This window comes from Paenibacillus forsythiae T98, from assembly GCF_000520735.1.
Classification (GTDB): domain Bacteria; phylum Bacillota; class Bacilli; order Paenibacillales; family Paenibacillaceae; genus Paenibacillus_AQ; species Paenibacillus_AQ forsythiae.
Genome location: NZ_ASSC01000752.1, coordinates 1 through 24316 on the forward strand (window position 1 = coordinate 1; position 24316 = coordinate 24316).

General features: G+C 50.7%; 19 protein-coding genes. 4 read left to right on the forward strand and 15 right to left on the reverse strand.

What is annotated here, in order from left to right; all coding sequences use genetic code 11:
- The 6 genes from L692_RS0122800 to L692_RS0122825 all read right to left on the reverse strand — a co-directional run.
- Positions 1-1195 (reverse strand): glycoside hydrolase family 3 protein (locus L692_RS0122800; protein ID WP_025702280.1); only part of this gene is annotated, 1195 nt, incomplete at its 3' end.
- Positions 1196-1227: 32 nt separating this feature from the next.
- A complete protein-coding gene (locus L692_RS0122805) occupies positions 1228-2049 on the reverse strand; it encodes a carbohydrate ABC transporter permease (protein ID WP_025702281.1) in 822 nt (273 codons plus the stop codon).
- Between the two features lie 91 nt (positions 2050-2140).
- Entirely contained in the window at positions 2141-3022 is an 882-nt protein-coding gene (locus tag L692_RS0122810; RefSeq protein WP_025702282.1) for a carbohydrate ABC transporter permease, read from the reverse strand.
- 75 nt (positions 3023-3097) lie between these two features.
- On the reverse strand, positions 3098-4414 hold the full coding sequence (locus L692_RS0122815) for an extracellular solute-binding protein (RefSeq protein WP_025702283.1): 1317 nt from the start codon (positions 4412-4414) through the stop codon (positions 3098-3100).
- Between the two features lie 12 nt (positions 4415-4426).
- The gene (locus L692_RS0122820; RefSeq protein ID WP_025702284.1) at positions 4427-5545 is read right to left on the reverse strand and encodes a class II histone deacetylase; all 1119 of its coding nucleotides are present in this window, start codon (positions 5543-5545) and stop codon (positions 4427-4429) included.
- Between the two features lie 35 nt (positions 5546-5580).
- Entirely contained in the window at positions 5581-5940 is a 360-nt protein-coding gene (locus L692_RS0122825; RefSeq protein ID WP_025702285.1) for a hypothetical protein, read from the reverse strand.
- A 288-nt stretch (positions 5941-6228) separates the two neighbouring features.
- Here L692_RS0122825 and L692_RS29940 point away from each other — a divergent pair, with 288 nt between their 5' ends.
- Positions 6229-7065 (forward strand): helix-turn-helix domain-containing protein, encoded by an 837-nt coding sequence (locus L692_RS29940; RefSeq protein ID WP_025702286.1) that lies wholly within the window; start codon positions 6229-6231, stop codon positions 7063-7065.
- 66 nt (positions 7066-7131) lie between these two features.
- On the opposite strand, the gene L692_RS0122835 is transcribed toward L692_RS29940, so the two are convergent.
- The 3 genes from L692_RS0122835 to L692_RS0122845 form a co-directional block, all read right to left on the reverse strand.
- Positions 7132-9078 carry a primary-amine oxidase gene (locus tag L692_RS0122835; RefSeq protein ID WP_036725089.1) on the reverse strand — a complete coding sequence of 649 codons (1947 nt, stop codon included), beginning with the start codon at positions 9076-9078 and terminating at the stop codon, positions 7132-7134.
- Between the two features lie 185 nt (positions 9079-9263).
- Positions 9264-9710: a DUF1259 domain-containing protein gene (locus L692_RS0122840; RefSeq protein ID WP_025702288.1), complete on the reverse strand. Its 447-nt coding sequence runs from the start codon at positions 9708-9710 to the stop codon at positions 9264-9266.
- Positions 9711-9883: 173 nt separating this feature from the next.
- On the reverse strand, positions 9884-10669 hold the full coding sequence (locus L692_RS0122845) for a hypothetical protein (RefSeq protein WP_025702289.1): 786 nt from the start codon (positions 10667-10669) through the stop codon (positions 9884-9886).
- 264 nt (positions 10670-10933) lie between these two features.
- Here L692_RS0122845 and L692_RS0122850 point away from each other — a divergent pair, with 264 nt between their 5' ends.
- The 3 genes from L692_RS0122850 (at position 10934) to L692_RS0122860 (ending at position 15410) form a co-directional block, all read left to right on the forward strand.
- Positions 10934-11674, forward strand: coding sequence for a radical SAM protein (locus L692_RS0122850; RefSeq protein WP_025702290.1), 741 nt, complete (start codon positions 10934-10936; stop codon positions 11672-11674).
- Between the two features lie 233 nt (positions 11675-11907).
- Complete coding sequence (locus tag L692_RS0122855) at positions 11908-13686, forward strand: ABC transporter ATP-binding protein (protein WP_025702291.1); 1779 nt, start codon at positions 11908-11910, stop codon at positions 13684-13686.
- A complete protein-coding gene (locus L692_RS0122860; RefSeq protein WP_025702292.1) occupies positions 13683-15410 on the forward strand; it encodes an ABC transporter ATP-binding protein in 1728 nt (575 codons plus the stop codon). Before L692_RS0122855 ends, L692_RS0122860 begins: the two co-directional genes overlap by 4 nt.
- Positions 15411-15491: 81 nt before the next feature.
- Here the strand turns inward: L692_RS0122860 and L692_RS0122865 are convergent, their stop codons facing one another.
- From L692_RS0122865 to L692_RS0122890, 6 genes are all read right to left on the reverse strand, one after another.
- The gene (locus L692_RS0122865) at positions 15492-16670 is read right to left on the reverse strand and encodes a phosphoribosylaminoimidazolecarboxamide formyltransferase (protein WP_198027810.1); all 1179 of its coding nucleotides are present in this window, start codon (positions 16668-16670) and stop codon (positions 15492-15494) included.
- Between the two features lie 196 nt (positions 16671-16866).
- Positions 16867-18975 carry an S-layer homology domain-containing protein gene (locus L692_RS29945; RefSeq protein ID WP_084463315.1) on the reverse strand — a complete coding sequence of 703 codons (2109 nt, stop codon included), beginning with the start codon at positions 18973-18975 and terminating at the stop codon, positions 16867-16869.
- A gap of 240 nt (positions 18976-19215) precedes the next feature.
- Positions 19216-19953 carry a thioesterase II family protein gene (locus tag L692_RS0122875; protein WP_025702295.1) on the reverse strand — a complete coding sequence of 246 codons (738 nt, stop codon included), beginning with the start codon at positions 19951-19953 and terminating at the stop codon, positions 19216-19218.
- Between the two features lie 12 nt (positions 19954-19965).
- Positions 19966-21741, reverse strand: a complete 1776-nt coding sequence (locus L692_RS0122880) for a M28 family peptidase (RefSeq protein ID WP_025702296.1) — start codon at positions 21739-21741, stop codon at positions 19966-19968.
- Positions 21738-23021 carry an ACP S-malonyltransferase gene (gene fabD, locus L692_RS0122885; RefSeq protein WP_198027811.1) on the reverse strand — a complete coding sequence of 428 codons (1284 nt, stop codon included), beginning with the start codon at positions 23019-23021 and terminating at the stop codon, positions 21738-21740. Before fabD ends, L692_RS0122880 begins: the two co-directional genes overlap by 4 nt.
- Before the next feature lie 74 nt (positions 23022-23095).
- The gene (locus L692_RS0122890; RefSeq protein ID WP_312000863.1) at positions 23096-24316 is read right to left on the reverse strand and encodes an MFS transporter; all 1221 of its coding nucleotides are present in this window, start codon (positions 24314-24316) and stop codon (positions 23096-23098) included.

The following is a 24316-nucleotide window of genomic DNA, read 5'->3' on the forward strand; positions in this document are numbered from 1 at the left end:
TTACCGCCTCGTCCAGCAGCAATGGATCGGGATCGTCCGTGTGAAGGTGATACCCTTGCGCATACATCAGCTCGCAAGACTCCCCTGCCGTTCGCTTCAGCTCTTCGTAAATATCATCCAGCCGGGTCGGACGGATATGCGAGCTTCCCCCGCCCTGATACCTGGGCTTTACCGCCAGTTCGCCGATTACGGCGATGCTCCCTTCCCGGCGCAGCGGCAGAATTCCTTCTTCATTTTTGAGCAGAACCATACTCTCGGCCGCCGCCTGTCTCGCCAGCAGGTGATGAGCCTCTTTATCGAATAAGGGGGCGGGCCCAGGCGGACTCGCCGCCTTCAGAATGACGGTCAGCAGCCGCAGGACGGCTTGATCCAGGACGGCTTCCGGCAATTCGCCGCTTCTCACGGCCCGGATGATGCTGAGGTCGCCTTTCCCGTCATTCGCTGGCATCTCCAGCTCCATACCGGCGGACAGTCCCTTGACCCGGTCATTCACCGCCCCCCAGTCGGAAACGACGAAGCCCTCATACCCCCACTCCCGCCTTAAAATCCCGCTCAATAACCTGTCATGTTCAGAGCAGTATTCGCCGTTCAGCCTGTTGTACGCGCACATGATTGTCCAGGGCTGCGCCTTCTTCACGGCGCCCTCGAAGCTCGCCAGGTAGATTTCCCGAAGCGTCCGCTCATCGACGACCGCATCCACCGTCATTCTCCGGTGCTCCTGATTGTTGGCCGCCAAATGCTTGAGCGAGGCGCCCACCCCCTGGCTCTGCACGCCCATAATATGATGAGCTGCCATTTCAGAGGATAAATAGGGGTCCTCCGAGAAATATTCGAAGTTTCGTCCGCACAGCGGGGAGCGCTTGATATTGGCCCCGGGTCCAAGCAGGATGGAGACATCCTCCGCCCGGCACTCGGTCCCCAAGGCTTGGCCGATCCGCTCGATCAGGCCGCGGTCCCATGAATTGGCCAGGCCCGCCGCCGAGGGGAAGCAGGTCGCCGGCACACTGTCGGACAGCCCCAGGTGATCCGGGGAAGAGCTTTGCTTGCGCAGCCCATGCGGACCGTCGGTCAGCATCAGGGAAGGGATGCCCAGCCGCCCGATCCCTTTCGTATGCCAAAAATCGAGACCGGAGCACAGCCCCGCCTTTTCCTCCAGTGTCATCTGTTCAATAAGTGATTGAATGTCTTCACGCAACAGTTTGTCCTCCCGCTTGAATGCTGTCGCGGTCAGCCTTTCACGGCTCCCGCCATCATGCCGCTGGTGATTTTTTCCGACAGAAAGAAATAGATCAGGATCACCGGCAGAACCGACATGACCAAGTACGCGCCCAAAGCTCCATAGTCTGTCGTGTTCTGGCTCATAAAGCTGTTGGTTCCAAACGGCAGCGTCCTTAAATCTACCGATGAGAGAAAGGTCGCCGCCATAATATACTCATTCCAGTTGCTGATAAAGGTAAGAATGCAGACGGTCATGACCGGCGGCATGGAGATCGGCAGCACAATACTGAAGAACATCCGCAGAATCGACGCCCCGTCGATAAAAGCCGACTCTTCCAGCTCGTAGGGAATATCTCGCATAAAGCCGGACATAATCATGACGGCAATCGGAATGGAGAAGGCGACATAAGGCAGAATCAGGGACAGATGAGTGTCCAGTATTCCGATTTTTCTGAAAATAATCATCAGCGGCAGCAGCGTGGACTGAATCGGAATCATGATGCCAATCATGAACAGCAGCAGCACCGGCTGGGACATACGGGACTTGAACCGGGCCAGCGCATACGAGACCATCGTGCTTAACAATATCGTGACCGCCACGGTAATGCACGTAACGATAATGCTGTTCCACAGATACTTCAGGTAATGCCCCTCCGTAAAGGCTTTCGCATAGTTCCCCCAACGGAAGGAATCCGGCAGCGCAATAAAGCTCCCTTTCATAATCTCATCCGTTGTTTTCAAAGAGTACAGCAGCAGCCAGAACAGGGGATAGATCTGAGTTGCCAACAGAATCAATAGGGGTCCGCGAATGAGGATTTGCTTCAGGCTCATGCGTGTGCTCCTTGTTCTTCCCGCTTTGATGATCGTCTGTTTCCAAACCGCGCTTTTCAATGGTTTCACCACCAGTTATTTTCGGATATTCTCAATCAAAACGCTTGAACGCCCTATTCATAATGACGGTGGCAATCAGGCACAAGAGCACCAGCACCGTCGACAATGCGCTTCCGTAGCCGTATTTGAGCGAAATGAAGGACATGTTGTACATATAGGAGGAGATGACCTCCGTTCTGTGCGCGGGACCGCCGCCCGTCATGACGAGGACGATGTCAAATGCCTTCAACGCACCCACCACCATCAGGATCGTTGAAATTTTAATGACATAACCAACCAAAGGAAGGGTAATATGCAGGTCGGCTTTCAAACCTTCGGCGCCGTCGATACGGGCCGCTTCGAACAATTCGTCCGGAATGCCGCGAATGGCGGTAAAATACAGCAGGACGTAATAGCCGAACACCTGCCACATCCCGACAATAATCAGCGCGTAAATAGCGGTTGAAGGATCGGCGATCCAGGCCTTGGTCCAGCTCTCCAATCCGGTGGAAATGAGGATTTTGTTCAGCATTCCCCCTTGCGATACCGGGTTGTATATGGCCTTCCACAATTGGCCTACCACTACGCTCGACATGATGATCGGGATAAAATAGACGGAGATGAGAAAATTGGACCGCCGAACGTGGCGGTTGACCAGAATGGCGACAAGCAAGGTAATCGGCAGCTCGATCAGGGAATAACCGACAATTAGAAACGTGTTCTTGAGCGAGGTCCAGAATACCTTGTCTTTTGTGAACAAATTTACAAAATTTTCTATACCAATATACTTCGCTTTCCCGATTCCCGACCAGTTCAGCATAGAGAAATAGACAGAGGTCAGGATGGGAAAGAAAACCAGCAGCAGATAAACCAGCAAGGACGGGAGCACAAAGACGGCATAGATTCTTCTGGATACCCGTAATCCTCCGTTCATCCCCAATCCCCCTTTTTCGCGTAATCACTCGGTAGAACCAAGAGGGACCTCTTGTCCCTCTCGGCGGCAGCCCGTCTACTTATTGGCCTCATAAGCATCCTGATACTCTTTGGCAACATCCTCCGGCTTGACGTCAGGGTCGACGAACAGGTTTTGCAGCGTCTTGTTATGCGATTCCGAGGTGGCGGCGTTCAGATTGGCATCGACCGGCTCCACCCGCTTGATTTTGGTGAACAGCTCCTGAATCTGAATATTCAGCTCGCTGTATCCCTTAGCTTTCAAATCTCCGTCGATTCTTTGCGCAATGCCGATGGCATTATCCATATCCAGCGAAACGCCCGGGAAATGCTTCATATAATAGTGGACAAAATCCTTGGCCTGCTCGGTATGCTTGCCCTTGGAGGAGACCGCAAGCGCAATGCCGGGTCCGGCGCTGAAATCGGTAATCTGCCCTTTGCCGTTCACCGTCGGGAATTCCGTTACACGCAGGTCATTAATCGCTTTGGCTGTCGGGAAGGCGGCGCTGATCCAGGTGCCGTTAATATGCATGGCTGCCTCTCCGTTAAGGAACTGGTTCAGTCCCGTATAATAATCGACCGCCGTTACCCCTTCCTGGAACGCTCCGGCCTTGATCAAGTCCTCGAATTTCTTGATCGACTCCACAAAGTCGGGATCATGGAAGTTCCGCTTGCCGTCAAGGACATCCTTGATGAAGCCCGGGCCGCCGTTCTGCCGTGTCAGAACAGATCCGAACAGGAGTCCACCCGTCCACGCCTCCTTCTCGGCAAGGGCGATCGGAAGAATGCCCGCTTCTTTGAATTTCTTCGAAACCTCCACCAGCTCTTCGAACGTCTTGGGAACCTCCGCTCCAATCTTCTCGAACAGGGCCTTGTTGTAGAACAATGCGGTCAGGTTATACGCCATCGGCAGCGCATATTGCTGATCATTGAATTTATAGCCGTCCAGCACAAGCGGAAGGAAGGTGTCCTTCAGGCCGTCCTTGGAGAGAATATCATCAAGCGGGGCAAGCAGTCCGGCATCGACATAAGGCTGCATCGCGGCGCCCGCGTTCACGACAACGATATCCGACAGCGCTCCGGCGGCCGCCTGCGTATTCAGCTTCACATTATGGGCGCCAAGATCGAGCGCATCCACCTTGATCGTTACATTCGGATGCTCCGCTTGATAATCGGCAATGATCTTGTCGGAGACTCTTTCCTGACCGGTTACAGGGGTCTGCAAAGTGAGGGTGATTGGTTCGGAACTGCTCTGCGCATCAGAGCCGGAAGCCTTGTCCGTTGTCCCGGTGTTATCGCCGGAGCCGCAGGCGGCCAGAGCAAAAACGAGTAAAAATACCATTGTGATTACTATGAAGCTTCTTGCTTGTCTCATATTTAACCCTCCCTAACCTATATCCCAAAATTCAGACTGGACCTTTACGACCTCATCAACCGCCGCTTTCTGGTGGGGGAACAGCGTATCTGTCGGCAGACCTTGAATCCCCATTTGAAAGGGATCGCCTTCCACAGCGCTCTTCTTCCCGCTCAGCGACTCGATGATTCTCAAGCTGCAGAACGGAACATATCCCGTGCTATAGCCGCCCTCATGGCATACGGCCAGCCGTCCTTGACAGAGCCGCTCCGCCATCCCCTTTACGTAAGACGCAATCTCTCCAAAGCCCGCCGCCGTCACCATCATTTGCGACAACGGATCAAACGGACTGGCATCCTGACCCGCCGACACCAGAATCAATTCAGGCTGAAAGCGTTCCGCAATCGGACCGACGACCTTCTCCAGCGCGTACAGATACCCGGCATTGCCGGTTCCGGCCGGAAGGGGAATATTCACGTTATAGCCTAGCCCCTTGCCTTCGCCGGTATGGCTGACGAAGCCCCTGTTATAGGGAAAGTTGAATTCCTGATGCAAGGAGACGAACAGAATCTCATTGTCCTCATAAAAGCCGCTTTCCGTTCCATTCCCGTGGTGGACATCCCAATCAATAATCAGAATGCGCTTCAGGCCGTATTGCTCACGGGCATAATTCGCGGCCACTGCCACATTGTTAAACAGGCAAAATCCCATCCCGTTGTCGCGTTCCGCATGATGTCCAGGCGGCCTCGTCAGCGCATAGACATTGGCCGCTTCCCCCTTCATCACTGCGTCCACCGCGGTCAGCGCCCCTCCTGTCGACAGCTGCGCAATTTCGTAAGAGCCGATGCCGACGATCGCCATCATCCCCGCATCGCCGCCTTGCTGATCGCTGAGCGTCTTCACCTTGCCGATATAGGCGGGGGTATGAAACAGCGCGAGCTCTTCAGGAGTTGCCATGCGGGGAGCGATGGATTTCAATTCCTGGATAAAGCCGCTGCGGTCCAGAAGATTTTTCAGACGCCGCTTGGTCGCCGGATTCTCCGCATAGGTGTCCGGCTCCAGCCATCCGCCGGCCCGCCAGCCAAGCACCCCGTTTCCGGCATCATGCCAAAAATAACTTTCATCATAAATGAACCCGGTTTGTAAACTCAAGGCGTATCTCCTCCATCAACAAGTTTCTTTTCCTGTCAGCTCATGAAATGCCGGGCGACGGACAGCAGGGTGTACCCCGTTATACCGATCGACACCACGGACATTGCGCTGCATAGCACCGCCGATCCGCCCCGGTGCTTCTGGCTGCGCGCCGCTGCCAGTTGCCGAACGGCGCAGTAGACGCTCACGGCGGAAATGCCCAGAAACCCTGCCACAATCAGGATGGTCAGCGGCCCGCCGTGATCCATCTGCCCGGCATGCGCGTGTTGATGCGCAGCCTGGGCCAGAGCCGGAGCCAACAGCCAATGAATAGTATGCAGCAGGAGCATCAGAGAGCTTGACGCCAGCGCTACGATGGAATACCTGGGCGCCGTCACCGCGAAGCCTTTTTTCATGATCCTTCGTCCCCTCCTTAATCGACAAATTTCGCCAAGCAGCCGTGTTTAATGTTAACTAAGTCAACATCATGAGTTAGTGTGCTGCTCTTTTATTCCATAATAGAGCTACTCCCTGTCGCTTTATAGGAAAAAAGGGAACAAAAAACCGACATGAAAATCATGAATTATTTTCATTGACTATGTAATGTAACCTATATTAACATAATCAATGAATTAAATTATTTAAATTTTAATTAAATTCGGTTGCAGAATGACTTGATTTGAATACCAGCGGGAGGTCATCTGATGGGCAAGCTTTCAACCTGTACATTTGTTCCTGTGCAAATCGGATTTGAAATGGATACGGAATATTATATAGAGAAATCGGTCAACTACTGTTCCAAGCTGAACCATTCCGTGCTGTACTTCCAATTCAAAATGAACCGGGATTCCGACATCATCCGGGTGCTGCCGGACGGCTGCGTCGACATTCTGTTCGGCTGCGACCCGCTGAGGCCCTACTCGCACGTATGCGGAAGCGTCCTGCAAACCCGGCAGATTCACTTTCAGGCCGGAACCACCTATTTCGGCGTCCGATTCCTGCCGGAGTCGGGCATTAACCGGATATTGAGTCTGAAGGAGGCGCTGGAAACTGAAATTCCGCTGATGGACCTCGTTAAAGGCAAGCTCGGCATCTACGAGGATATTCTGCGGCATGACCAGTTTCAACTGCGTATCCATTATTTCGAAAAATATTTGCTGGGCACCCTGCTCGACGTCTATCAATCGCCCAATCTGATTGACTACTGCATCAATCAGATCTATCACAGCAAAGGAAATATCACGATCAACCAGCTCGCCGACGCTACCGGCTACTCTACGCGATATATCCGCATTAAATTTGAAGACACCCTCGGCATCTCCCCCAAGCTGTTCAGTCAAATCGTGCGGTTTCAGCAATCGCTCATCATGATGTTGAAACATAATATCGAGCCTTTCGAGGTCATAGATGAGCAGGGATATTACGATCAATCGCACCTGATCAAAGAATTCAAGAAGTTCAGCAAGTATACGCCGCTTGAAATCAAAGCGAAATGGGATCATTTTGTGCTCGATTCCGAGCGAATGACGGTTTCGGTATAGTAAAAAGGCTGACGCTTCTCATCGCGTCAGCCTTTGATTTGTGCCCGGGTCAGGGTAACGTCCCGGTTATTTCCTGGAGCCGCAGCCCGGACCATGATCCGAATGGCAGCTTGAGCCGTGCTTTGGCTTCGACGGAGGCACGTCCAGCGCGGGACTCCGGTCGAAGAAGCCTACCGGCTTCAGCGAGAATCCAATATAAGCCGTCGGCATAACCGGCCAATCCTCCGGCCGCGTGACATGATGATGGCCCATCGTGTACCATACGACCACATCCGTGTTGTCGAGGGACCGATCCTGCTGCACCCAAGAACTCAATCCCGCCCCGCCTGCATGCTGGTTCGGATAGCTGCCCGATGCATATTTTTCTTCCGGATTGTATGGCGTGCACCACAAATGATGCTTGAGGAAGCCCGCCCGTTTGATGAGACTGGAGTTATCGCTCGCAAAGGGAAAGGCATTCTCTCCCGGGAACAGCTTGTAGCTCACAGGATCGCCTACATGGTTTTTCTTGTTCGGGTTGACGATCTTCCAATAGCGCGAAGAGCGGATATCCATGTCCCGGACCGCTTCGGTTTCGGTCTTGAGCTGGGTCGAAACCGGAATAAACCCATTCTCATAAGGATTGTCAGGTCCCGGCGGCATGCTGGACGTATTGACCTCATAGATGGAATTGTTCACTCCGTCGATCATCATATCCATCCGCACATTGAAGAAATGCTGATGATGGGCCGCCACCAATTGAGGCGCGATCAGGTTGCCGTATGGCACTCTTTCGCCGGGCTGGAGCGCCTGCGTATGGAGAATCCCGGTCAGCTTGACTTCAAACTGAATCGTTCCATCCTGATAGAAATACCAGAAAAAGCCGTATTCGTAGTTCCCCACGGTTGAAATGCTCGACAGCACCAGCCGCCTGGAACGGCGGACTTCCACCTGCCCCGTTCTCCAGTCCGTATGCTTCCACAGAATGCCGAAGTCCTCTTCATGCAGGCAGACGGCATTTTTGATGACGACGGCATTTCCTTCACCGTCCACGAGATTCGCGTTGAAATACCGGATTTCTCCCAGGCAATCACACCCCAGCTCCAGCGAATTGGCCAATGCGCCGATGCCGTATTCCCCCGCGTCAAAGGCGTTGTTGCGGTTAACCGGATCGGTCGGGTCCCCGTAAGGAACTACCATTTCCGAAAGCGAAGCACGGTACAGAATCGGACGCTGCTCCCCTTTGTCCAGATAGCTTACCGTATGCAGCACCAACCCTTCGCGGCTTGTGAAGCCGAAGCGGATTTTCCATTTTTGCCAGCTGATTTCATGCCCGCCAATTGTAAAGCTCGGTCCTTCCGGCTGAATAATTTCGAGCGGCTTCAGGTCGGTTCGGAGCGGCCCCACCTTATCCGGTGTATAATTGCCGTCCAGCGGCGGCAGAGGAACCGCACCTTTGTCGACCACCTTCATGACTTCCAGCCGGTTCAGATCAAAAATCGCATACAGACCGGATAGAGGCCGCGCATAGCCATTGTCGTAATCCGAAGTTTTGTAGTAGCAGATCGCTCGAACGGCACGAACCCCGACTTCTTCTTCGATGCCGAAATTCCCCGCCGACCAGGGGTCCACCATGACCCTTGTGAAATCCTCAATCCCGCGCCTGCGAAAAGCCTCCTGCATCTCCGGATGTTCTTTGACGATTCGCTGGCAGGCCTCAAACTCCTCCATTAGAATCCCCGGCTGCATGCCGGGAACATGCTTCCAGGACGTTACTTTATTGTCCGACAGCGAAACGACAGCCTCGAATGTCTGGTTCTCCTTATAATTCAAGACGATGCAGAAGGCTTCCCGCTTGGTGGAATCTCCGGGGGTGTACCGCAGCACCAGCTCCTTGGAAGGCTCATGCAGATTAACGCTCGCGAATCGGTAGAACTCACTCAAATTCTTCTCTGCTCTCAGTATGCGAACAGCGGCTGTAATCTCTTCTGCGGTCAAAGGCTCCAAGGGATGCTGGCTTGTCGAAATGGTCATACGTTTCACTGCTCCTCTTTGATAAGAATTTGATTACATCTTACTCGGAGCTCGGACGGCTTGTATTGGAAATAACGGAAAGGGGCGCGGACGGACAGTCAACGCAAAAAAGCCGCCAAACACCCGAAAGCGTTTAGCGGCATCGCTGATAATCTATACAGCAGCCCATAGTTGATCCACTTATATTATTTACCTTTTTTTCGAGGGGACTTACACAACAACGGACCTACGGGTTGATTCGTCAGAACGCTCGATGCGTTCCGCACATTCCTAGCGAATACCAGCGGGGGTTGGATGGCTTCCCAATGAATGTACCAAATGTTCGGGTTAGTAAATAACCAGTGGTTATGAAGAGCAGTTACTTTAATACCCGCTTTACGGAGCCTGGATATAAATGGGTTTATTTCCCGGGTAAGAATAACCGATTCCCCAAGACATAATGCTCTGCCATCTTTACCCACGCTCTCAAAAGAAATGCCGAACGGAAGGGTAAATAAGCCCTTGGAACGTCTCCCTAATATTTTCACCTTAATATTGGTACGTAACTTCGTTGCTACACATACCCCATTAACTACCTGTGCTTCTCCGCCAAAAATCTCCGCAAACCGTCTACAAAGTGGACTTACAGCCATTATCTATCACCCTCCCTTTTGATTACATCATATTGAGAGGCGATACTTTCAGAAACGGCGTTTTGATGTCTATATTCCCCCATTCTAACCAATATCTTTCAATATATTTGCTTCCTTATTTAGACCGATCCTTTGAAGATCCCCGGTTTCCATGTCATCACCCAAGCTTGTCCTTACAAGCCCGCAGCCGCTTTAATTTGGGCTCTTTGCGACATGATCAGCGTTCTTAGTCTTTCGGTTCCGAAGGCGCCTGCCGAAAATCCGTTACCTTTCGGATAGTAAACTAGCCGCAGCGAGGTTCCATCCCTAAGCTGCACTCGCAGGAACACACTATTTTCGTGCTTTGTTTGCTCATAAACGGCATCGAAACCCACATACTTCAGAATCAGCAGGTCACGTATGAATTCTGATGATGCTTCTTCGCTGAAGTCTCCAATTTGACTGCCGTCCTTGCCGCTTACCAGGCTGACCTTCTCCATTTTCCCTTCGATATCCAGCAAATCCCCCATCGTTGCCGCATTCGGATTTTCCGATACTTCATAGATCTTGTTGTTTACTGCGACCCGGAATTCCGGCTTGTACCCCTTTAATGCGTAAATAACAGTCCCTGCCGGGAGGAAAGCCGCATCTCCGTTCTTCGTGACATGATCCGTACAAGCATTATCACTCAACATATACTCGACTCGTCCAACCTCGGCGCCAAGCTGCCCGGGATTCACTTCTTTCGTTTCTTCGTTGTTCCGAACATATCTGATGTCATTAATCATCAAAAAATCAACCCACTCGATTTCCGCTAAACAGGGTTCTGCCGATTGTTTCGGAACCCGATACGTAGCAGTTACCGTCTCCGATGCGGCATGCTGTTCTCCATCTCTGTTCACTGCCGGGCCGCAGGCGGTTCCGGTCAGCACTAAACCCAGTACGAGTAGTATCTGTGCAGTTTGCTTGATCTTTTTCATTCCTGATCACCTCAGTTCTTTGACGCGAATACTCAGTTTAATGTTTCAAACTCAACTTGTATTATATTTCACAGCCTGGTGAATATATATTGTAATGATCATTGTATAAGCCCTCTTCCTCAAAATGGAAGTGTAACTTCATAAGTTTAGCTGATCGTTCACATTATGTTCAGGTTGTCCGGGTTTTGCACGCTGGATTTTGGTTAAATAACGAGCATGCGGCGGCAGATTGGGTTGTCATCATTTTTTAAGGAGGAGCTTTCTGTGATAACGAAATACGTAAGCGCTTGCATTCGTGATATACAGAAACACCGCTTCCAGGAGGGTTCCGGTCCCCAAACGGTCGTCATCCTAAAGGGCTGCCCTATGTACTGTACTTCGTGCCCCAGTCCGGAGATCCGAAATCACGGGGTCAGGCTGGTGTGGGACCCGGCTCGGGCCAGACATTTCGAGGACGGACGGATCTTTTCCGTTCAGGAGGTATTGGAGCTGTGCCTCGACCATCCGGATACCCTCTGTGAGACATCGGTCCTGTTGACTGGCGGTGAAGCCCTGATGCAGCATGCTTTTGTCTATGAACTGCTGTCACGCTTGAAGGAACGGGGCGTTCACACTGCCGTTGAAACTACCGGATATGTAGCTGAGAGTCAATTCGCCCGGCTTCTGCCGCTAATCGATCATCTGATATTCTACATCAAGCACTATGAACGTGAAGCGCACAGGAAAATAACCGGAGTCTATAATGATTTAATCCTGAGCAATTTGCGCAATTCTCTCGGCAGTTCAAGCGAGGTTGAGGTTCGGCTTACCCTTGTTCCGGGATTGAACGACCGTCCCGAGGATGTCGCAGGATTTTCCAGGATGCTCCAGCATGTCGGTGTCAAACAAGTTCAGCTTCCTCCCTTAAGCCCGTCTGCCCCACCTGTGCGGAGCAATCCTGCCGATCACGCTTCACCGTTCACCGGGGTGGAAATGACCGAATACCAGGACGCCTTTCCAACTTAATTTAAACGGCAAGACAATCCTCCCTGACAAGGAAGATTGTCTTTTATTTTGACCGGCTGGGCGGCGCCATAAATTCCGGACCGGCCGGTTCGTTCAAAAAACCCATCAAATTGAAACTTAAAACCCAATAAAAATAGTAGTGAACAGAAAAATAATCGTATATTGTCTAATTGATCTCATTGAACAGGCAACCAATTTTGGAAGAATTTTTACTTCACGAGGAGTGTTGATGCTTGAGTTATCCCAAGGAACGCCGCTTCAAGCTTTATCTGTGGGTCGTATCCTATCTTCGGCCTTACGCGGGCCAGCTTGCCGTTATCGTTTTGTGCGGACTGATTGCGGCCGCTGGAGAATTGGTCATTCCAAAAATGATTGAGCATTTGGTCGACAATATCATTCCCGCCAAGAACAAAAGCGCTTTTACGAGGATGCTGCTCCTGCTGGTTGGCATAGTGGCGCTTTCCGTATCCGCTTCCCTGCTTCGCAACCTGCTTCAAAGGGCGGTCGGAAGCAAAGCCGCGCGTGATCTGCAATTCTCCGTGCTCCAGAAGCTGCGGAAGCTGGGCTTCTCCTACTATGAACAGCGTCCCGTAGGCGAAACGCTCTCTTTGATGAACAATCAGGTGCATGCGGTGCAGGAGCTGTACACTAGCTTTTTCCCTGATATGCTGGAGCTTGCCCTGTTCGTGATTCTCGCCGTTTGCGTTATGGTGTCGGGCAGTCTGAAGCTGACGCTGGTTGCCGTTCCGTTCTTCCTGATCTACTATGCCGTAGGGCCGAGCCTGGACCGAAAGACAGCGGAGTGGAATGAACGCATGAATGAACAGCGGATGGATTATAACCGCAAAATCCATGAATCGGTGTCGGGTATCCGTGATTTTCGGGCTTTTTCCGCAGAGCATTGGGATTTGCAGCGTGGGCTGCGGCTGTATCAGACGGTCACGGACACCACCCTGAAATGGGTGTTCTTCATACATACCCGGTGGAGCATTCGAAGAGTGTTCTTCGACGCCGGCGCGGTCGCGCTGTTCGTATCCGGATTTTGGTTCATCCGTAATCAGACGTTAACTGTAGGCGCTTTCCTTTCCTTTTTCCTCATTTACTCTGTGGTCATGTTCAAATTATCCATGCTGATCGGCAATCTCGCGCAGCAAGGCATGATGCTGGAGCAGGCCAACCCGATTCGCAGGCTGATGCTGCTGCAACCGCTTGTGGAGGAACCGGAGCATCCGGTTCCCATGGGAACGATAACCGGTCAAATTACTTTCAAAGGGGTTGGTTTCCACTACCCGGACCGCCCGCCTGTCATCAGGGATTTCACGCTGGATATCCGGCCCGGGGAGCGGCTAGCCTTCGTCGGCACAAGCGGCAACGGCAAATCGACGTTACTCAAGCTGATCGCCCGCTTCTACGATCCGCAGGAGGGAACGATCGAGCTGGATGGCGTCCCCCTCGCCCGGCTGTCTTTTCAGGATTTAAGAGGCAGCATTGGTTATGTCTTTCAGGAATCGTATCTGTTTGGCTTCTCCGTGAAAGAGAACATTCGCTTCGGACGGCCGGAAGCATCGGATCAAGAGGTTGAGCGGGCCGCGAAAGCCGCCATGGCGCATGAATTCATCCTTCAGCTTCCCCAGGGCTATGACACTTTGGTCGGCGACCGCGGAATGAAGCTGTCGGGCGGACAGAAGCAGCGAATCGCGATTGCCCGCATGCTGATCTCGGACCCGAAAATTGTCCTGCTCGATGAAGCAACTTCGGCGCTGGATAACGTATCCGAAGGAGAGGTGAAGACAGCGCTGGATCATCTTTTTGAAGGCCGTACCATGATCGCCGTCGCGCACCGGTTATCGACCATCAAGGATTTTGACCGGATTGTGGTCGTTGATGAGGGGACAATCGCAGAGATGGGTACTTATGAAGAATTGATAGCCCGGGAGGGCCTCTTCTACAAGCTGGCCCAGGGACAGGATCAAGCGGCCGTTATTACCGTGGATTCGGAGGTTACGCTATGAAATATATGAAATGGATATGGAATCATCTCATGATGATCAGAAGCGGCTTCCAGTTGGCCATCGTTCTGCTCATTCTGGAAAGTTTCTTCGGGGTCGCTTCCGTCTACGTGCAAAAATACATCATCGATGATCTGTTCATGCAGCAAAAGTTCGAGCTTCTGCCCGTTCTGCTTAGTGTTTACGCCGTTATTTTCATCTGTAGTGCCATCCTGTTCGTCGCCACGCCGTATACGTTTGTCCGAAACGAATATATCATTACGAAGATCATGACCAAAAACATGTTCAGCCGGTTGTTCCGCTTTCCCATCTCCACCTTCCAAAAGGAGAGAGCCGCCAGGTTCGTCCAAAACCTGAACAGCGATGTGCTGGATACGGGTTCCCTGGTCAGCTACCTTACACCCACCGGAATCAGGAGTATGTTCGAAGCGCTCATCATGCTTGCCATTGTCGGGTATTCGAGCCTCTGGGTCATGGTCTGCGTTCTGGCTGTATGCCTGCTGTACATTGGAAACGCCTGTTTCTTCGCGAAAAGAATCAAGGGAGCGGCAGCCGAGGTGCTGGAAAAACGGACTGAGCTTACAGTCCATCTGGAGGAAGGAATCTCCTCGACACGGGAGGTCGTCGCGTTTCACAGGACCGAGTGGGAGGCGAACCGTTATCAAGCCTTGTTCCAGACATATTTTGACGCAATTCTGCGGGAAGGCCGGACCGTCAACCTTCAGACGCTGCTTAGCGCCCCCTTGCGCTGGGGGGTTGCCGTTGCGGTTGTAGCCGTAGGCGGCTATCAGTTGATCGAGGGCAGACTGAGCCTTGGCACCTTCGTGGTCATCCTTCAATTGGTACTGCAAATTATGGATAAAATCCATTGGCTGTTCGATTACGTCATGATGATGATCGCGCGCTTCGCTTTAATTGACCGCATTGAAGCTTTCAATACAATCCCGCAAATCGATAACGGGACGCAGCCGCTCAGCGGCGAGGTTCAATCGATCCAATTCCGGAACGTCAGCTTCGCTTATGAGGACAAAAATATACTTAACGGCCTTACCGCCGTCCTTCCTGTCGGAAAGAAAATCGCGTTCGTCGGAGCAAGCGGCGGCGGCAAATCGACTGTCGCTCAGCTGCTCACCCGGTTTTACAATCCAAGCGAAGGCGAAATTCTGGTCAACGGCGTTCCGCTTACCGATATTCGGCGCCAGGACTGGATGAGCAGGATTGGGATCGTCTTTCAGGAGCCCTACCTGCTCGCCGATACGATCAGGCAGAATGTGCTGTTCGGCCGGGAGGACCCGGATGAGCACCTTACCCGCGCGCTTCAGGACGCGCAGCTTCTCGATACGGTGATGAAGCTGCCGAACAAGCTGGATGAAACCATTGGCGAACGGGGGATTCAGCTCTCCGGCGGTCAGCGTCAGCGTCTTGCCCTGGCCAGAGCGATGCTGAGAGATCCCGATATTCTCATCCTGGACGAAGCCACATCCGCCCTTGATTTGGAGACGGAAAGGAAGGTGCAGCAGCTCTTGGATGACAAGCGTTCGGGACGGACAACAATCATCATTGCGCACCGGTTGTCCACGGTAATGAATGCCGATATCATCTTCGTGATGAAAGAAGGACAGGTCGTTGAGCAAGGCACACATGAGGAGCTGCTGCGAGAAGGCGATCTTTATCCGGAATTGGTTCGGACCTTTGAACGAGAAGCCAAGGACTTGGCAAGCGCGTAAGAAGCTGCTTCTTTCATCAACAAGATAAACAGACCTGGTAGAGCGTTTTTCGTATCAGGTCTGTTGGTTATATCTCGACCGCTAATGATGAAACAACCGAGTGTCGGAGAACGCCATCACCATTCCATATTCGTTACACGCGTTAATGACCCTATTGTCCCGAATTGAGCCGCCTGGCTGGACAATGTATTTCACACCGCTTTTTTGGGCGCGATCAATATTGTCCCTTTGAGGGAAAAATGCATCGGAACCAAGGGAAACGCCACTTAAATTTTTCAGCCAATCGTTTTTTTCTTCCAGGGTGAGTCTTTTGGGAATATCTACAAAGATATCGCCCCAATCTTTCATTTCCTCAGCTGTGGTATTGTTCCCCAGGAACTGATCGATTGAAATATCTTTTTCTGTTCTCGAAACGCCTTCCTTAAACTGTAAGTTCAACACCGCTGGATGCTGACGCAGGAACCAGAGGTCAGCTTTTTCTCCAGCGAGACGAGTACAATGTATTCTGGACTGCTGCCCGGCTCCACATCCGATAACCTGTCCATTCAAGGCATAACAAACGGAGTTGGACTGGGTATATTTTAAAGTTATCATCGAGATTATCAAATCACGGACAGCTTCATCGGGCAGATTCTTATTTTCAGTTACAATATTATGTAGCAAATCCGTGTTGGGGATCAGGCTATTCCGGTGCTGCTCAAAAACAATTCCATAAATTCTCCTTGTATCTAAAGCATCAGGTTCATAGTCCGGATCTATTTTGATAATATTGAAGCTTCCTTTGCGCTTTTCTTTAAGAATTTTCAAGGCTTCGGCGGAATAATCAGAGGCAATGATCCCGTCTGATACTTCCTTTTTGATCAGCAAAGCAGTGGACTCATCCACCCTGTCGCTTAGAGCAATCCAATCTCCAAAGGATGAAATCCGGTCCGCACCTCTAGCCCTGGCATACGCAGCAGCCAATGGACTTAACTCCATATTCTCAACAAAGTAAGCCTTCTTCAGATTTTCATCAAGTGGCAGTCCTACTCCACTGCCTGCCGGGCTTACATGCTTGAAGGAAGCTGCCGCAGGGAGTTTCAAGGAAATCTTAAGCTCCTTAACCAACTGCCAGGAATGAATGGCATCCAAAAAATTGATGTATCCCGGATTCCCGTTTAATACTTCAATAGGCAATTGATCTGTTTCGGAAAAAATCCTTGACGGCTTTTGGTAGGGATTTATTCCATATTTCAAAATAATTTCTTTTTGCTTCATCATCAATCCTCCTGTCCATAAACCATTACATATATTTCTATATATATCATATTCCTCAACACATCGCTTGTCTATTTAGGACTATCCGCGCCCGCTCCCGGAACCGGGCAGGACACCGGCTTAACTTGTTAAAAATAAAAGGGGCGCCCCTGGCCATTGCATGGCTTATGGGACGCCCCTGTTCGTGGTAAAGCTGCTGTTATCCTGCTCGCTGCTGCAGCAGCCCCAGAATGATGGCTACCGCCTCCGCTCTTGTAACACTTTGATTTGGAGCAAACCGGTTCTGGCCGATTCCGTTCACAAGCCCCGCATCCGCAATCGCTGCAATATAAGGAACCGCCCATTTCGGAGCATCCTTGGCGTCCGCAAAGGACAGCGCCGCTTCAGGGTTCACCTGAACCCCGCCAGCACGGACAATCAGCGCCGCCATTTCGGCTCTCGTAATGACCTGATCGGGACGGAAGGTGCTATCGTTATAGCCAGCAATAATACCCGCGTCCAAAGCTTGCGCGATGAAGGCTTGCGACCAGGCCGGAATTTTGCCCGCATCTTTGAAGCCCAGTGCTTTCCCGGTATCCGGAAGTTTCACAGCACGCATCAGGAGCGTAATAAACTCCGCCCGGTTGACCTTTTGATTCGGATGGAAGGTCCCGTCCACATATCCTTTGGCAAATCCAAGCTCCACGGCCTTGTTGATTGCAGATGCCGCCCAGTGCCCGTTAATATCCTTCAGCGTTGCCACTGGGGCGGTTGGCGCTGGCGTTGTTGGTGCGGCTGGTATCGTTGGTGTCGTTACTGCACCGCCATTGTTGGTGCCCCCCGTATTCCCACCGTTGTTTCCTCCGGTATTACCGCCATTATTGTTGTTACTTCCTGTATCGGTGGCGGCAACTTTTTGAATACCGAACCGGTCAATCAGGTATGGAGCGCCATTGTTCAAGTTCTGGTCAATTTCATACGTAAATGCCGTCAGCTTGCCGCCGTCAATCGTAATGCCGATGAAGTTCTGTACCTGACTGCGCTTCGGACGGGTGGCGTCACTTGGGTCCGGACCGTATTTCGCCGCATGGTTTTCTTCCGCGCGCTCGAACAAACTGTAATACTTGTCTCCAAGCGCCGGCTTCTGATTCTTGTAATAGACCTTCGGTCCCGCTGTCGCCGGGATTAAATAGATGGTCCCGTCCTGATTAACCGTGTATTCCACGGATTGGCCGTTCACGGTTTCTGTGATTTTCGTTCCCGCAGCGGCAGTGTTATCGCTCTTGATCGGCTTGGTGCGGGCGTAGATATGGTCATGCCCCTGAAGAACAAAATCAATATCCAGCTCTGCCATCAGCGGAGCAATCTTGTTGCGGACTCCGTTCGGTCCGATGATGTCGCTGTCGGTCGCATGGTTCGATGTCGTGTACGGTCCCTTGTGAATGTTCACAATGATCCACTGGGCGCCCGCCGCTTTGGCCGCTTTTACATCACTTTTCAGCCACTCTACCTGATCCTTGGAGAAATCCGCGTACTCCTCCGAGTTCTCATTCGTGTTCAGCACCACAAAATGCGCGTTGCTGTAATCGTAGAAGTAATACGCTCCCGTTTCTGTTGCCGAGCCTGCGGCCGGTTTAACATCAAAATGCTCGATGAATGCATAGTTCTCATCTTCATGGTTGCCTGCGGACGGTACAATCGTTGTGTTCAGCAGACTTTGCTGAGAATGTCCCAGCAGCCAGTTCCATTGTTCCTCCTTGATTCCGTTATCGACAATGTCGCCGTTATGGACCACAAAGTCGGCATTCGGAACCGTTGCCAGCGCTTTGGCCAGCGTTTCGGAGGAAAGGATCGCTTCATCCTCGGTCTTCGCCTGCGTATCGGCCAGGTCGATGAACGTGAAGGCTCCGCTTGCAGGCGCCGTCCGGAACGTTCCTGCTTCACTCCATACATTCAGCGCGGCGTCTCCCACTCGGAAATAATAAGCGGTGTCCGCCTTGAGGCCGGTGGCTTCGACCTTGTGCACATTTTCCAGCGGAGAGTTTGTAGATACCTGGGTTCTTCCCTTGAACGTGAGGCCGGTGTCAAACTCCGCTTTTCCATAGGTTGCTTCGATCACCTGCACATTACTGTTTTGTGAAGCCTGTGGCGTATACCACGTGAACCCCTTGGAGGTTTTGGGGTCGCCATTGAACGTTACCGTCACCTTGCTGACGGATACCGCAGCATCCGAAGACTCTGCTGCCCATACAGGTCCTGCCGCATTCAAAGACCCCGCTGCCACCAGAAAAGCTAGCAGCATAACTGTGAAGCACTTCAATAATCTCATCCTGATCTCCTTCTATCCTCTTATTTTCGTCACGAGGGACAATAGGATAAGTCTAGCAATGAATGGTAAATAGAATGTTAGATTGTTGTATTGGTTATGTAAATCCTTGCCAACCATCGGTTCCTTTTTAGGTAATGATCGAAAGCTAAACCAAAACGAAGGTTAAGGCTGCCCTATTAACTTTGCTAGTGCGTATTTCCACAAAAAAGAGCCCACAGCGTCAATTACTGTGGGCTAGATTTAACGTTTTACTACCGTTCTGTCTGCAATCGAAATAATCTTCTTTGCCACAGCTTCAGGATGCTCCACAACAAACATATGTCCACCATCGAATACAAATATTTCAGATGAGGTTAACCACCTTTTCCAACCCAACAATAACTCCGGAGAGCATCCGGTATCTTCTTTCCCTGCAAAAACATAAGCGGGAGAGCGAATCGGGGTTTGGTCTGTATGGATAAATTGATCAAGCGCTTTATAGTCGGAGCGGAATATCGGTATGATGAATTTACGAAATTCGATATTATTTATAAGTTCGCTTGGCATACCTCCCAAACCCACAATATAATCGAATAATTCTTCATCGGGTAATGATGACCTCATTGTACGCACCACATCCGGCGGACCCATTGCCGACAGGATTAGAGCGCTTGGGATAATCCCATGTTTCTCGAGACGTTGGGCGAGCAGATAAGCGACTAATGCTCCCAGGCTGTGGCCAAATAAGACAAAGGGCTTGAAGACCTCATTATGGATCGTTCGCTCATAGAGCGATACCATCGAGTCGAGGTCTTCCAACAAATTTTCCGTATTCGTCCCGTGTCCAGGTGGATCGATGGCCAGCACCCCCCATCCCGTACCGCAAAAAAACTGACTCATTGCACGAAATGAGGTTGAGTTTCCTCCCGCAAACGGGAAGCAGATCACATTGCCCAACACGGCTCCCGGAGAAAGTGTCTTAAGAATTTTATTATGCATATCCAGAACCTCCTAACTCTTCAGGGTGGATGTCTCATCCTGGTAAACAGGACGTGCGGGGCCTGGGTTTATGGCATGGACAAAACCTGTTCCAACCAATGCCACCAGGACCGCTAATGCCAACGGAATAAATATGCGCGGCGCAAACAGGAAGGATTTATTCAACGTATGAAGCAGCATAAGCAGAATCGAGAGAATACCTACCCCTATAATATTTACGTATGGATCCAATCCAATAAACAAGAGATGGAATACAGTTGTAAAAAGAACCACCGGCATAAATGCGGCTGCCGCAACAGAGATGGGATGATTCAGGGCGTCCAGTGGCCTCGGTCTTATCAGAGAATATCCCACAATGATTACGTGTATAAGTAACGGAAGGGTCAGAAGATAGCTTGCCCCCGGCAAATATAACGCTGAGGCTGCCAGCAAACCCAAGAACAACAGCATACCGGTCAACACGAATTCCAGATCATTAATTTTACGGTGTAATAAACGAAAGAGAACAGCATGGACTACCATGGTAATGAGCAAAAAGCTAAAACTATACAATCCCGAATCATATGTATCTCCGTTAAACAGAGTCATTCGTTCAGCCCAGAGCTGATAGATTCCATAACACAGCCCTAGAGACAGCACAGCGGATATTATGATGCATAACGCCGCCATCGCGATGCTATAGGTCAACCCCCGCAAGGTTATAAGGCGCTTGTACCATGCTGCTGCTATTAGGAGGATAACCAGAATGGCCAGTACGACGGTGACAGGTTTGACTAACGACTCGGAATAGTGAATGAATGTGCCGAGAAATGTGAAATACACTTCGTTCGATGAACGTAAATCTTGAAGATCCATATCCCCAAAATGCCTGGCGATCAGCAAAGCGTTCTCTCCCTGATGCTGAAAGGAAGAAAGATCGACATGCTCTATGCTATCTTCTGGAGTATGATAGGTTTCCCAGCCGTCAATATAAGCAAAATTAAAGCCGGGTATCCCTGCCTTCAAAGATATAGTGAAATCCGTATCGTTAGGAAGCTTCTTGTATAGATCCCCCATGAAGGAATTTGCCAGAGGGTTGGTCGGAGAGGCCTTGGCGAACTCCCGGATCAGCTTCCCGTTGTCATCGCTGGTTTGAAACATCATCGAAGAGCCCTTCGATCCTCTTGCCTCAAAATTGGCGGTTAATCCGATTTTATCAATGTAATCTTGATTCCTCCAAAACAGGGTAGAACCTATCAAGCCTTTTTCTTCCGCATCGGTAAAGACAAACCATACATCGTTTTTCAAGGCGGGCCCAGCCTTCAACACCCGGGCCACCTCCAATAAAGCAGCTACAGCCGCACCGTTGTCATTAGCTCCATAAGCAGTCGCCACGGAGTCGTAATGAGCGGATAACATAACCGCTTTCCCATTTCCCGCTCCTTTGAGGACACCTATTACATTGTGCAGTTCAATCTCACCGCTAAAATATGGGGTTTCTATGCCCCCGTTAAACGAATCGACCTTCGTATTCAGACCAAGCTCTTTCAATTGATCCGTAAGGTATTGCCTGACTTTCGTATTCGCAGCTGAGCCTGTCGGATGAAAGTCAGCTGCAATCTGCTTTAAATGCACCATTGCACGTTCGGATGAAAACTCGGATAAGGGACTGCGGCTTGATTTGGGTTCTGGCGGCGATTGTAATACTAATGTCAAAACAACTAAAGCTGCAATGCATATTAAAACCATCAGCATCTTAATACCCGAATGTAACGGTTTGATTTCCTTCACGGTAATAATCCTATTCAAATGAGGCTCTCCTTCCAATCGAGGCAGATTTCCAAGTCCTCCATCTCTTTTCGAATCAGGTCGAATCGGAATGCTTGCTCCGGAGTGGGTGTTCGCTTGGTACTAAAGACAGATTTAAGCATTTGCAGAGCTTCATTCACCTTTTCGATGGTAATAGGGGTACCGTCCTGTTCATAGGCATGCAATACTTGTTTAATCGTCCGGTAAGGTACTATAACCCCCTCATGGTACTCCTCATTATTCGAGTTGTAATTTTTGGTGCATACCGCGACAGTCATGCATCTCTCCACGGCCGCAGCGAGATTTTTTTGACGGAGATTGACATCCTCTTCGTGAGACTTGCGAATTTCTTGCTCCAGCGACTTCCGGTCCGCCGTGATATCATAGGAGAAGGCTCTGATAGAAGGTGTACACTTCTGGATGAGATTACGAAGGACTTTGCCTGGCCCGAATTCTATTGCCCATGTAACCCTCTGTTTTTGAATAAATTCGATGGAATCCTGCCATCTCACAGCACTTACCATTTGTTTCGCGAGATTCCCGGCTATGGCATCGCGACCGGTGTAAGGGGTGGCCGTTACATTAGACAGCACCGGCCATTTCATATCGTCGAAGCTCTGTTTGGACAGCACCTCCCTAAATTTGGAAACGGCTCTGTCCATGAGCGGGCTATGGAAGGGGGCGCTTACTTGCAGGGGAACGATGATCCCCCCTGCTTCTTCCAAGGTCTTGCAGATGTTCGCTACAATATCCCGATGGCCGGATATGACGGTTTGATGGGGAGAATTATAGTTGGAAACGACGGCTATTTTCCCGCCAACAGAAGCCCGCTCGCACTCTTGCTCGATTAAACCTCTATCAACCTGCTGGATGGAGGCCATGGCTCCTACCCCCTTTGCCGCTGCCTCCTGCATGAATCTTCCCCGCTGATAGACAAGCCTTACGGCATCCTGAAATGCAATGGCACCCGCGCAGGTTAGTGCCGTTATTTCCCCAAGACTATGCCCTAACAAATAAGCGGGTTCAACCTTATGCTCCTTCATGAAAACCTGGAAGGCTGCAACGCTATGAGTCAAAATGGCGGCTTGCGCATGTTCTGTTTCGGTTAATTCATCGATGCTACCTTCAAAGACTAGCTTCATCAGGTCAAAGCCCAGAACGCTGTTTGCCTCTTCGAACAGCTTAACCGCAATATCATGCTCTTCACATAAGGCTTTACCCATCCCGACATATTGGGAACCCTGTCCCGGAAATACAAAAGCAACCTTGCCCATATCCATCCATCTCCTCCATTGCCATATTCGTGTTCAAAGAAAAAACGTCTGTGCATTTCAGACGCTTTTCCTTTTTCTTGTTATGCTTGCTGCTGCTCTCCCAGTACCTTTACCTCTTGTTTGATTGTACGGACCGGCAGGAAGGTCCCGATCAAGGCGATTCCCGCACAAACCAAATAGACACTCGAAATTCCGCCTGTTGCAAAGAACGTCAAGGTCCCAAAAACGATCAGATCAAGAACGCCGTCAACTATAGACAATAGCGAAATCGTGGTCGCCCGTACATGGGAAGGGATCAGATCGTTACTTAATTGAGAGTAGACAGGAACGCGAACGGCACTAACAAATTTCAACGCCAAGAAAACGATTAATGCCAACATTAGTGAATTCCCGAATAAACCTGCTGTCAATAAGGCTCCTGCCGCTAAAAGTCCGGTAACAAACAGAATCGCGGTTCTCGAAAAGCGCTTGGTTAACCACCTGATAGAACGTGATGAGAAGTAGCCAATAACTGCACCGACCGCATACATCACTCCGATATATTCTACGGGAAGCCCGGCGCCCTTTAAGAACGGCTGGTCAAAGGCTTCGAATGCCACTACACCTGCAACGAAAACCAGTGTAGCATTCAATACCATCACCAGCAGCTGGGGAGCTTGCCTAATGACTCTCACCCCTTCCATAACAGAGGCAGCAGGGCTTTCTTCTGCATCGGCTTCCCCTGTCACAGGCCGGATGAACAGGATGAATAGTATGGAAGCCACGTTAAGTATTAGCCCTAATGAAATTAATAGAATAAATTGTTCGTTTCGCAGATCTTGCGCAATGAATCCTCCGATTACAACGGCTATCATGGTCGCGATGAATGTGGCTGATTGAATCTTGCCAACTGCACTGTCCATCATATGTTCCTCATCCGATTGTTTAAGCGAGTCATAGATCAATGCCTGGTCCGAACCGGAGAAGAAGGCGACCGATAGCCCGTTCAGAATAGAACTTAAGAAGAACAGCCAAGGTTCATTGGCGAACAGCAGAATGCCGATACTCGCCAAACGTATTATCGAACCGGTAATAAACGAGATTTTGGTGTTAAAGCGATCCGCATATACTCCCGCAGGAACCTCCCCAATGAGAAGAGATAAACTCCAAAACACGGGAAGCAGCAAAATATGAATCTCCATCAAACCCCTTGCAAAATAAAACAGGGTAAGCACCGGAGCAATAAAGCTGGTTCCTTGCAATATCGTAACCCAAAACAAAATCCTGATATTGTGGGCAGCGAGCGTACCTTTTTTCAACAT